This is a genomic window from Microvirga sp. P5_D2 (assembly GCF_054049475.1).
In genome coordinates this window covers 1-10,587 of sequence record NZ_JBFUMH010000176.1, presented here as the reverse complement: position 1 = coordinate 10,587, position 10,587 = coordinate 1, and the positions used below count along the sequence as shown (strand labels likewise).

General features: G+C 61.1%; 9 protein-coding genes, 1 tRNA gene and 2 pseudogenes. 3 read left to right on the top strand and 9 right to left on the bottom strand.

Features of this window, described 5'->3' with window-relative positions; translation table 11 throughout:
* Nucleotides 1-232: pseudogene (locus ACXJKO_RS26580) on the top strand (IS5/IS1182 family transposase); the annotation flags it as partial.
* Between the two features lie 419 nt (nt 233-651).
* On the opposite strand, the gene ACXJKO_RS26575 reads toward ACXJKO_RS26580, so the two are convergent.
* The 7 genes from ACXJKO_RS26575 to coaD all read right to left on the bottom strand — a co-directional run bounded on the left by ACXJKO_RS26575 (nt 652) and on the right by coaD (nt 5,316).
* Nucleotides 652-726: transfer RNA gene (locus ACXJKO_RS26575), tRNA-Lys, on the bottom strand.
* A gap of 106 nt (nt 727-832) precedes the next feature.
* Complete coding sequence (tgt, locus tag ACXJKO_RS26570; protein WP_457094056.1) at nt 833-2,014, bottom strand: tRNA guanosine(34) transglycosylase Tgt; 1,182 nt, start codon at nt 2,012-2,014, stop codon at nt 833-835.
* Nucleotides 2,015-2,071: 57 nt separating this feature from the next.
* Nucleotides 2,072-3,148 (bottom strand): tRNA preQ1(34) S-adenosylmethionine ribosyltransferase-isomerase QueA, encoded by a 1,077-nt coding sequence (queA, locus tag ACXJKO_RS26565; protein WP_457094055.1) that lies wholly within the window; start codon nt 3,146-3,148, stop codon nt 2,072-2,074.
* 58 nt (nt 3,149-3,206) lie between these two features.
* Nucleotides 3,207-3,674 carry a peptidylprolyl isomerase gene (locus ACXJKO_RS26560; RefSeq protein WP_457094054.1) on the bottom strand — a complete coding sequence of 156 codons (468 nt, stop codon included), beginning with the start codon at nt 3,672-3,674 and terminating at the stop codon, nt 3,207-3,209.
* A 50-nt stretch (nt 3,675-3,724) separates the two neighbouring features.
* A complete protein-coding gene (locus ACXJKO_RS26555) occupies nt 3,725-4,234 on the bottom strand; it encodes a hypothetical protein (RefSeq protein ID WP_457094053.1) in 510 nt (169 codons plus the stop codon).
* Nucleotides 4,234-4,782, bottom strand: coding sequence for a peptidylprolyl isomerase (locus ACXJKO_RS26550; RefSeq protein ID WP_457094052.1), 549 nt, complete (start codon nt 4,780-4,782; stop codon nt 4,234-4,236). The genes ACXJKO_RS26555 and ACXJKO_RS26550 overlap by 1 nt, the downstream gene beginning before the upstream one ends.
* A 33-nt stretch (nt 4,783-4,815) precedes the next feature.
* Nucleotides 4,816-5,316, bottom strand: coding sequence for a pantetheine-phosphate adenylyltransferase (coaD, locus tag ACXJKO_RS26545; RefSeq protein WP_457094051.1), 501 nt, complete (start codon nt 5,314-5,316; stop codon nt 4,816-4,818).
* Between the two features lie 194 nt (nt 5,317-5,510).
* Here coaD and ACXJKO_RS26540 point away from each other — a divergent pair, with 194 nt between their 5' ends.
* Nucleotides 5,511-6,116, top strand: coding sequence for an AraC family transcriptional regulator (locus tag ACXJKO_RS26540; RefSeq protein ID WP_457094050.1), 606 nt, complete (start codon nt 5,511-5,513; stop codon nt 6,114-6,116).
* 490 nt (nt 6,117-6,606) lie between these two features.
* On the top strand, nt 6,607-7,182 hold the full coding sequence (locus tag ACXJKO_RS26535; RefSeq protein ID WP_457094049.1) for a hypothetical protein: 576 nt from the start codon (nt 6,607-6,609) through the stop codon (nt 7,180-7,182).
* An 80-nt stretch (nt 7,183-7,262) separates the two neighbouring features.
* Here ACXJKO_RS26535 and gyrA read toward each other — a convergent pair whose 3' ends face one another.
* Together gyrA and ACXJKO_RS26525 are read right to left on the bottom strand one after the other, a co-directional pair.
* Nucleotides 7,263-10,043 carry a DNA gyrase subunit A gene (gyrA, locus tag ACXJKO_RS26530; protein WP_457094048.1) on the bottom strand — a complete coding sequence of 927 codons (2,781 nt, stop codon included), beginning with the start codon at nt 10,041-10,043 and terminating at the stop codon, nt 7,263-7,265.
* Between the two features lie 315 nt (nt 10,044-10,358).
* A pseudogene (locus ACXJKO_RS26525) lies at nt 10,359-10,587 on the bottom strand (hypothetical protein); the annotation flags it as partial.

Genomic DNA, 10,587 nt, shown 5'->3' with positions numbered 1-10,587 from the left:
CGAGACCCCGGCCCAGGCCACTTCGATCCGAATCGAGATCGTCAGAAAGCCGCCTGATCAAGTCGGCTTTGCGGTACACCCACGCCGCTGGGTTGTTGAAAGATTCTTCGCCTGGATTAGTCGCAATCGCAGGCTCTGGAAGGATCCTGAGGCGACACTCACGTCAGCCCGAGCGTTCCTCTACGCCGCTTCCGTCATGCTCCTCATCCGCCGCTTGGGTCGATGCTCATGATTTACGGGACGGACTCTAAATTGAATCAGATTAAATGACGCCTGGGCATTCAGGCGAGTGTTCGTAACCATTCGCACACGCCATCCATGCGCGGTTGGGCCCGATCCGCACCGAGTTTCTTGGTCGGAAGCTAACTGGATTACCCAGCCCAAACTTGGTTTTGTTTCATTACACTAGGATTTACTAAGGATTGAGCATCGTCCGGAGCGCCTATGGACACCAAACGAGTATTCGCAACCAATATCTCAGACTATCACTCTGGAGATACGCTGGGAAAATTGAATCAGAATAAGGATGCCGTTAGAATCAATCTTAACGACGCCCGACATATCACTCTGGAGATACGCTGGGAAAATTGAATCAGAATAAGGATGCCGTTAGAATCAATCTTAACGACGCCCGACATCATTGGAGGAGATTGGTGAGCGGGGTGGGGTTCGAACCCACGACCATTCGATTAAAAGTCGAATGCTCTACCACTGAGCTACCCGCCCCAGAGGTGAGCCCGAAATAGGGGCTCTTGGACGGTGGGTCAATCGAAAAGCCCCGTTTCGGGATCGAAATCCTCAACTGTCCGCGGATAACCGCCAAGCAGAGGGGCTAGCCCTCCGCCGGCATGGCAATGTTGTCCGCGTGATGGCCGATCTCGGCCTTGCTGTCGCGCTCTCCTTTAGCCCAGCCTTCCTTCACCTCGCCGATATGGTCCTCAAGCCGCCCATCGGCGATGGCCTTGCGCAGGCCCGCCATGAGGTCCTGGTAATAGGCCAGGTTGTTCCAGGTGAGCAGCATCATGCCCAAGATCTCGTTGGAGCGGACGAGATGGTGCAGGTAAGCCCTGGAATAGGTGTTGGAGGCCGTGCATTTCGATGTTTCGTCGAGAGGGCGCGTATCCTCGGCAAACTTGGCATTGCGCAGGTTCATGCGCCCGAAGCGGGTGAAGACCTGCCCATGGCGGCCGGCGCGGGTGGGCATGACGCAGTCGAACATATCCACGCCCTGACGCACCGCCTCGACGATATCGTCCGGCGTTCCCACGCCCATGAGGTAGCGCGGCTTCTCCTTGGGCATGTGCGGCTCGACGGTCTCGATCATGCGCAGCATTACATCCTGCGGCTCACCCACGGCGAGACCGCCGATGGCGTAGCCTTTGAGGTCCAGGGCATTGAGTTCGCGTGCGCTCTCGATGCGCAGCCGCTCCACGGCCCCGCCTTGGACGATGCCGAACATGGCCTTGCCCGGCTGCTCGCCGAAGGCGATACGGCAGCGCTCGGCCCAACGGAGGGACAGGCGCATGGCCCGCTCGGCCTCCTCGTCGGAGCACGGCAGGCGCACGCATTCATCGAGCTGCATCTGGATGTCGGAACCCAGGAGCCCCTGAATCTCGATGGACCGCTCCGGCGACATGAAGTGCTTCGAGCCGTCGATATGGGACTGGAAAGTGACGCCGCTCTCGTCAACCTTGCGCAGAGCCGCGAGCGACATGACCTGGAAGCCGCCGGAATCGGTGAGGATCGGATAGGGCCAGTTCATGAACTGGTGCAGCCCGCCAAGCTTGGCCACCCGCTCGGCGCCGGGCCGGAGCATGAGATGATAGGTGTTGCCGAGCACCACATCCGCCCCGAGGGCCTTCACCTGATCGGGATACATGGCCTTGACGGTCGCAGCCGTGCCCACCGGCATGAAGGCCGGCGTGCGAATGACCCCGCGCGGCATCCGAATCTCGCCGGTGCGCGCCACGCCGTCGGTCTTGTTGACGGTGAAGGTGAAGTTCTCGGTGGTCATTCGTTCCTCATGAGGTCGTCCCGGGCCGATGCCGGCAGGAAGAGCTGAGATGGAGGGTTAACGCCGAAACAGCAAACTGGCATCGCCATACGAATAGAAGCGATAGCCTGTTTCAATGGCGTGAGCATAGGCCGCGCGCATATGGTCCAGCCCCGCGAAGGCGGAAACCAGCATGAACAGGGTCGAGCGCGGCAGGTGGAAATTGGTCATCAGCACATCCACCGCCTTGAAGCGGTAGCCGGGCGTGATGAAGATCGCCGTATCGCTGGAGAAAGGGGCAATCGTCCCGTCCTCGCGGGCGGCACTCTCCAACAAACGCAACGAGGTGGTTCCGACGGCAACGATCCGCCCTCCCCGCGCCCGCGCCTCGTTGAGCGCCTGCGCGGTCTCCTCGGTGATGGTGCCCCACTCCGCATGCATCTTGTGCTCGGCGGTGTCGTCGGCTTTCACCGGCAGGAAGGTGCCTGCGCCCACATGGAGCGTCACGAACTGACGCGAGATGCCGCGCTCGTCCAGACGACGGAAAAGCTCATCCGTGAAATGCAGCCCAGCAGTCGGGGCAGCGACGGCGCCTTCATCCTGCGCGTAGACGGTTTGATAATCGGTGCGGTCCTTGTCGTCGGTTGCCCGCTTGCCCGCGATGTAAGGCGGCAAGGGCAGCTCACCGAGACGGGCAATCGCCTCGTCGAGAAATGGACCGGAGAATGAGAAACGCAGGGCAACATCGCCGCCCTCGCCTTTTTCCTCGACCTCCGCATCGAGGCGCACGAGTTCGCAGGCTGTGCTCTCGGATGGTTCACCGAAACGGATGCGGTCGCCCACATTGAGCTTCTTCGCCGGACGCGCGAATGCGCGCCAGCGGTCGGCGCCCTCGCGCTTGTGCAGCATGATCTCCACGCGCGCCGCCGTCTCCTCGCGCACACGCAGGCCGTAGAGCCGGGAGGGAATGACCTTGGTGTTGTTGAGCACCAGCACATCGCCGGACTGCAGCAGATCCGGCAGCTCGCGAACGCTGCGGTCCTCGAAAGCTGCCTCGGGCCTGACCACGAGCATGCGCGCGGCATCGCGCGGCTCCACGGGGCGGAGCGCGATGTTCCGCTCGGGTAGCTCGAAATCGAAGAGGTCGACGCGCATGAAGAATGTTCATTCACTCGTCATGGCCGGGCTCGTCCCGGCCATGACGAGTGAAGTCTTAAGCGGCGTCAGCCGCGACCTTCAGGGAGACGATACGGTCCGGATCGCGCACGGGCTCGCCGCGCTTGATCTTGTCCACGTTGTCCATGCCCTCGGTCACCTTGCCCCACACGGTGTACTGCTTGTTGAGGAAGCTGGCATCGTCGAAGCAGATGAAGAACTGCGAATTGGCGGAGTGCGGGAAGTTCGTCCGCGCCATCGAGCAGGTGCCGCGCACGTGGGGCTCGGCGTTGAACTCGGCCTTCAGGTCCGGCAAGTCGGAACCGCCGGTGCCGGTGCCCTGCGGGCAGCCGGTCTGGGCCATGAAGCCCTCGATCACCCGATGGAAGGCGACGCCGTCATAAAAACCCTTGCGGGCCAGGGTCTTGATGCGCTCCACATGGCCGGGGGCGAGATCGGGGCGCAGCTCGATGACCACGCGGCCCTTGGTGGTTTCCATGATGAGTGTATTTTCAGGGTCTGCCATCAGATTCTCCTATCCTGGCGTCATATTGTCCAAATCGGCGTTCTGCTCATTCACATAGGCTGAGCATCGATGAAACGGAAGGTGAAGATGCGACCGGCGATGGCGCGTCCCAAACTTTCCGTGACAGGCAAAGGCGTGCAGCGCACGAAAGCCTCGCGGACCGAACGCGTGAAGGGCTCACGCTGATCCGGCACCGTCCCTGCCTTGTAATATGTAATCCGAGGCTGGCCCAGGACCTCGCCGTTACGCCTGAAGCTCATGCGCAAGGTGATTTCCTGTCCGGAATAGCCGCTTCCCGCCGGCGGGCGCCAGCAGGATTGGATAGAGGCGAAGACATCTGCGATCCGGTCGACCCGTGGGACGGAGCGCGCCTCCGGGTTGGGCCGGATGGTACCGCCGAGGCCTTCTGGAAGGCTCGGCTGTGGCTCCAGCTGCTCTTGCCTCTCATCCGGATCGTCGAACCACGAGCCTCCCTGCGCCGCGACGGGCGAGGCCCAGACAACGGAAAGCAGAAGCGCGGCGATGGCTCGCCGCGCTGGATGAAGGAGGCCTGAGATCATTACTTCGCGTCGGCCGCGAGCTGCATCTTCACGATCTTGTCCGGGCTCGTGACCATGCCGTTGGCAGCCTGATTGCCCTTCTTGATCTTGTCGGCCACGTCCATGCCGGACACGACCTCGCCGAAGAGGGTGTACTGGCCGGTCAGCGGTCCGCAGCCCTCGTAGCAGATGAAGAACTGGCTGTTGGCCGAGTCCGGGCTCTGCGAGCGGGCCATGCCCACCGCGCCGCGCTTGTACTGCGTGCTGGTGAACTCGGCCGGGATGTTGGGCAGGTTGGACTTGCCCGTGCCGGTGCCGGTCGGATCGCCCGTCTGGGCCATGAAGCCGTCGATCACCCGGTGGAACACCACGCCGTTATAGAAGCCCTGCTTCGTGAGCGCCTTGATCTGCTCCACATGCTTGGGCGCCAGGTCCGGACGAAGGCGGATGGTGATGCGGCCGTCCTTGGTGTCGAGATAGACAGTGTTCTGGGGATCGTTGGCAGGCTGCGCAAAGGCCGGGACAAGGCCGGCGAGCACGAGCGCGGAGGCTGCGAGCAAACGCTTCATGGGTCGAGGTCTCCTGTTGGGGATTGAGAAACTTTATTGCCGCGTGATTTTGGCCTTCAACCGCTCGGCGACAAGGCCGGGCACGAAGGCCGAAACGTCGCCCCCCATTCCCGCGATTTGGCGCACAAGCGTGGCGGTGATGGGGCGAACCAGGGGCGATGCGGGGAAGAACAGGGTTTGGACCTCTGGCGCCATGGTGGCGTTCATCGAGGCCATCTGCATTTCATAGTCGAGATCGGTGCCGTCCCTCAGGCCGCGGATGATGAGGCTCGCTCCATGGCGCTTGGCGGCCGTCACGGCGAGATCGCTGAAGGTCACGACCTCGAGTTCCACCCCTTCGGCCTTCAGCACAGGCCCGCAGACCTCAAGCAGCATCTCCGCCCGCTCCTCGGGGCTGAAGATGGGTGCCTTCGAGGAATGGACGCCGATGGCGACGACAATCCTGTCGGCTACGCGGCAAGCCTGGCGCAGGACATCCAGATGGCCGTTCGTGACGGGGTCGAAGCTGCCGGTATAGAGGGCGGTACGTTTCATAGTCTCAAGGCGTAGCTTGAGACTGGCCGCAGGGCAAGCGGCCTAGAACAAGTCACATTTTTCCCTTTACACAAACCGCGATCCGTTGTTGCAATATTATAGCACAAAACCGTCGAGACTCACGGCGATAACCCGCTCTCAGATGGACGTGAGCAATTTCGAGGGTTTTGCTCATATTTCAAAAGGGCTTCTCAATGACGGCTATCATCGATGATATTCGCCGGCGTGATGACTTCCTGACGATAGAAGAAACGCTGTCGCTGTGCGACCGCAACACCATCTATGACCCCTTCTCTACCCTGATTTCACGTCATGCAAAGCTCGGCTCGGGAAACCTGTTCTACCCCTGCACGACGATACGATGCAGGTCAGATTCCGACTGCAGCATCGGAGACGGGAACACCTTCCATTCGCTGACGATGATCGATGCCTGCGGCGGCAAGATATCAGTCGGCAGCGGCAATACATTTGGCAATGGCGGATTTACTGCCAAAGCCGATCGTCCAGGCGCAAGAATCACGATCGGCGATAGAGGGCGCTACGCATCGGGCGCCAGCGTCTACGGCACGAGCCATCTGGGCACGGGAAGCCAGATCCTGGGTCAGGTTTCCGTCATCGATTGCGTGCTCGCCGACGGAGAGGATTTCACGCATGCCGACCCGGATGAACGGGCCGCTGTGCTGAAAGGTCACGGACCAGCGCGAAAGCTTCGCATCGGCATCGGCGAGGTCATCTTTGGAAAAAGCGGCTTCGACCAATCGGGCATTCAAAGGCAAACCGATTTTCACCCAAAGAGTTGAATAGGCCCCTCTCAGCCTTTCGGTTCCGGCCGCCCTTGCGCAGACATTTACCATCTATGCCCCTKACCGCCTCAGGACGTCATGGGCTTCACCTAGTCGGGTTGAGTGGCAGGATTGTCCAATGGAAAGACCGTCCTCGGCGGGCGTCCGGCCGGGTTTGAGTACATGGCCCTCAAAGGGCCGCAACCCGAGGCGGAGCGGAAGCCTTCGGCGCTCAGATGAGCAAGGTCCTGCAGAATATGTAGCCGTGCGCCAGCGCACGGCCACGATTGGGGAACGCTCTATAACCACATTTACGAAAGGTTAAGGAGATCTCCCATGATGGTTCGTCTCATTGTCGTCGTCGCCACCGCAGTCGCTGTCCTGACTCCGGCCGCAGTCTCGAGCGCTTACGTAGTTCTAGGCTGAATTCGCTTCAGCCGCCATCGCACCCTAGACAGAGCTCCCGCTGTGGATATGATACTTCGTTCATTCACGGCAGGAGAGTTTCATGGGTCGCCTTTCGGGCGCCGCTCGTTCCCTGAGCGTCTATCTAGCTTTTGCGCTCATCTGCACCTTCGGCTCTCCAAGCGTCGCGCAACCGACGAAAAGCGTCGTTCCCGCCGCGGTAACTGAGATCGACGGCTATCCTTTTCCTCGACAGCTTGCCGGCCTGCCACGGCTCGAACAGACCGACTTTCACAACCCTCCATTGGGCTTCGGCGTAAGGTATGGCAATGCCCAAACCTGGGCCGACATTTATGTCTATAACCGCGACAAGAAGCTGACTTCGGCAACCGCCCGCAAAGATGCGGCGAGTGAGCTTGAATCGCCGCTTGAGGAAATCGCAGCAAGCGTCGCCGGAGGCGGCTACGACGACGCCAAGCTCGTCGACAAATCCACGACAGGCGGTTTCGCGACAGCTCATCTGAGCATCACACAGCGGCAGCAGAAACGCGATTCATACGTGTTCATCACGGTCAGCAAAGCGAACTTCGTCAAAATCCGCCTCACCACCAATCAGGGGAGCGCGGACCAGTTCGCAGACAAACTCCTCAAGGAATATGCGAAGCTTCTGGGCAATTGATATCGGCAGCCCATGAAAGAGAAAGGGCGCCGAATGGGCGCCCTTTTGTATTTGTCAGCGAGACTGCGGCAGACGGAGTCTTACTCCTCACCGCCCTCGGTAGCATCATCCTCGCCGATTTCCGCGATGTCATCGCCCTCCTCGGCATCTTCGCCCTCGATGTGCTCCACCGAGACGACCTTCTCTTTACCCTTGGTCGAGAAGATCGTGACGCCTTGTGAGTTGCGGCCGACGGTGCGGATGCCGTCGACGGGCACGCGGATGAGCTGGCCGCCATCGGTGACGAGCATGATCTGGTCGGAGTTCTCGACCGGGAACGACGCCACCAGCTTGCCGTTACGGCTGTTGACCGCCATGGCCGTGATGCCTTTGCCGCCGCGCCCGGTAATGCGGTACTCATAGGACAGAGTGCGCTTGCCGTAGCCCTTCTCGGAGATCGTCAGGATGCACTGCTCCAGCGCGCTCATCTCTGCGTAGCGCTCTTGCGACAGGGAGGCATTGGAGCTTTCCGTCTCCTCCGCATCGTCCGTAGTTTCGGTTTCAGCGCTCGACTGCTCGCCCATGACGGCGCGACGCATCTTGAGATAGGCCGCGCGCTCGTCGCCCGTGGCATCCACGTGGCGCAGGATCGCCATGGAGATGATGTCGTCGCCCTTGGCCAAGTTGATGCCGCGCACGCCCATGGAGTCACGCCCCTTGAACACGCGCACATCCGTCACCGGGAAGCGGATGCACTGGCCATCGGCTGTGGTGAGCAGCACGTCGTCATGCTCGGAGCAGATCTGCACGTCGACGATGTGATCGCCCTCGTCCAGCTTCATGGCGATCTTGCCGCCGCGATTGACCTGCACGAAGTCCGACAGCTTGTTGCGGCGGACCGTGCCGCGCGAGGTCGCGAACATCACGTCGAGCTTGTCCCAGGAGGCTTCCTCCTCGGGCAGCGGCATGACGGTGGTGATGCGCTCGCCCTGCTTGATCGGCAGCATGTTCACCAGGGCCTTGCCCTTGGCGTTCGGAGCAGCCAGCGGCAGGCGCCACACCTTCTCCTTGTAGGCCTGTCCTTCGGACGAGAAGAAGATCAGCGGCGTATGCGTGTTGGCCACGAACAGGCGGGTGACGAAATCCTCGTCGCGTGTCGTCATGCCGGCGCGGCCCTTGCCGCCGCGGCGTTGCGACCGGTAGGCGGAGAGTGGCACGCGCTTGATGTAGCCGGCATGGGACACGGTGACGACCATGTCCTCGCGGGCGATCAGGTCCTCGTCGTCGACGTCGGAATCCCAATCGACGATCTGGGTCTTGCGCGGCGTGGCGAAGGTATCGCGAACCTCGATGARCTCCGTCTTGATGATGTCCATGATGCGCGCGCGAGAGCGCAGGATCTCGAGGAATTCCGAGATCTCGGCCGCAAGCTTGGACAGCTCGTCGCCGATCTCGTCCCGGCCGAGAGCCGTGAGGCGCTGCAGGCGCAGTTCGAGGATGGCGCGCGCCTGCGCCTCGGAGAGACGATAGGTGCCGTCATCATTGATCCTGTGGCGCGGGTCGTCGACGAGCGCGATCAGCGGCGCGATGTCGTGAGCCGGCCAGTCGCGGCCCATGAGGGCTTCGCGGGCTGAGTTCGGATCCGGCGCCGTGCGGATGAGGCGGATGACCTCGTCGATATTGGCGACAGCAATGGCAAGGCCGCACAAGATATGGGCGCGCTCGCGGGCCTTGTTGAGCAGGTACTTAGTGCGTCGGGAAACGACTTCCTCGCGGAAATCGACGAAGGCCTTGATCAGGTCCTTCAGGGTCATCAGCTCGGGGCGGCCGCCGTTCAGCGCCACCATGTTCGCGCCGAAGCTCGTCTGCAGGGGCGTGTAGCGGTAGAGCTGGTTGAGCACTACGTCCGCCATGGCGTCGCGCTTGATCTCGACCACGATGCGCATGCCGTCGCGATCGGATTCATCGCGCAGGTCGGAGATACCCTCGATTTTCTTCTCGCGTACGAGCTCTGCGATTTTCTCGATTAGCGACGCCTTGTTCACCTGATACGGGATCTCGGAGAAGATGAGGGCCTCGCGGTCCTTGCGCACCTCCTCCACTTCCGACTTGGCGCGCATGACGATGGAGCCGCGGCCCGTCGTGTAAGCCGACTTCACGCCCGCGCGGCCGAGGATCAGCGCGCCGGTCGGGAAATCCGGACCGGGAATGATCTCGATCAGCTCTTCGGCCGAGATGTCGACGTTGTCGATATAGGCCAGGCAGCCGCCAATGACTTCGCCCAGATTGTGAGGAGGCATGTTGGTGGCCATGCCGACCGCGATGCCGCCCGCGCCGTTGGCGAGCAGGTTCGGGAACCGCGCCGGCAGAACCGAGGGCTCGTATTTCGACTCGTCGTAGTTCGGATTGAAATCAACCGTGTCCTTGTCGATGTCCTCGAGCAAAGGCATGGCCGCCTTGGCGAGACGGGACTCGGTGTAGCGCATCGCCGCCGGAGGATCGCCGTCCACGGAGCCGAAATTGCCCTGCCCGTCCACGAGCATCAGCCGCAGCGAGAAATCCTGCGCCATGCGCACCAAGGCGTCATAGATCGCGCTGTCGCCGTGCGGGTGATATTGACCCATCACGTCACCGACGATGCGGGACGATTTCACGTGTTTCTTGTCGGGCGTGTAGCCGCCCTCGTTCATGGCGTAGAGGATACGCCGATGCACGGGTTTGAGGCCGTCGCGCGCATCGGGCAGAGCGCGGCTCACGATCACGCTCATGGCGTAATCGAGATAGGAGCGCTTCATCTCGTCGACGATGGAAATCAGCTTGATGTCGCTCGCCGGCTGGTCCCCGCCAGGGCCGCCGGGGCGGATATCGTTCGGATCGGTCAAGGTTGATCTTTCTTAAAACGGTCTGCCCTTTCGCGAGAGGCGGCTTTTTCATGCCGCATCGTCAAGCCAATCGGCAGCCCCGCGAATCCAATTGAAATCAAATTCTTAGATGGCTGTTTTCGGCACCTTTTTCAAGTTTTTTGACGGGTTTTCCAGAGGCAACAGCAACATAAAAAATACCAGCAATAACAATAATTTAAGCGTTCATTGACAGCTTCCATCGCCCAACCTCGGGTTTGGCACATTTTCCTGCCGTCGGGAGCGCCTGACAGAAAGATTCAAACCAATCTGATAAGTATTTGAAAAATAAGACATTCAAGCCCTCAGCAGGATCGCCGTCGTATCGTCGCTCAGCTTGAAGCGCGGAAAGAGCTTTCCATCCGGGTCCTGCTCGGTTTCGACCTCCCTCGCCTTCCGGGCCAGGGGCTCCAGGCCGGAAGCGATGGCCGCTTCCAGTAGGCCTTTGGCATCGAGGACGCCATAGAGATCCACCAAAGCTGAGAAGCCGTCGCTGGTGAGGAGGATGATTGTGCCGTCCTCGCAT

Coding starts and splice junctions, on each gene's coding strand:
- ACXJKO_RS26540 (WP_457094050.1), top strand. CDS start 5,511: ATGACGGCTATCATCGATGATATTCGCCGGCGTGATGACTTCCTGACG.
- ACXJKO_RS26560 (WP_457094054.1), bottom strand. CDS start 3,674: ATGGCAGACCCTGAAAATACACTCATCATGGAAACCACCAAGGGCCGC.
- tgt (WP_457094056.1), bottom strand. CDS start 2,014: ATGACCACCGAGAACTTCACCTTCACCGTCAACAAGACCGACGGCGTG.
- queA (WP_457094055.1), bottom strand. CDS start 3,148: ATGCGCGTCGACCTCTTCGATTTCGAGCTACCCGAGCGGAACATCGCG.
- ACXJKO_RS26555 (WP_457094053.1), bottom strand. CDS start 4,234: ATGATCTCAGGCCTCCTTCATCCAGCGCGGCGAGCCATCGCCGCGCTT.
- coaD (WP_457094051.1), bottom strand. CDS start 5,316: ATGAAACGTACCGCCCTCTATACCGGCAGCTTCGACCCCGTCACGAAC.
- ACXJKO_RS26550 (WP_457094052.1), bottom strand. CDS start 4,782: ATGAAGCGTTTGCTCGCAGCCTCCGCGCTCGTGCTCGCCGGCCTTGTC.
- ACXJKO_RS26535 (WP_457094049.1), top strand. CDS start 6,607: ATGGGTCGCCTTTCGGGCGCCGCTCGTTCCCTGAGCGTCTATCTAGCT.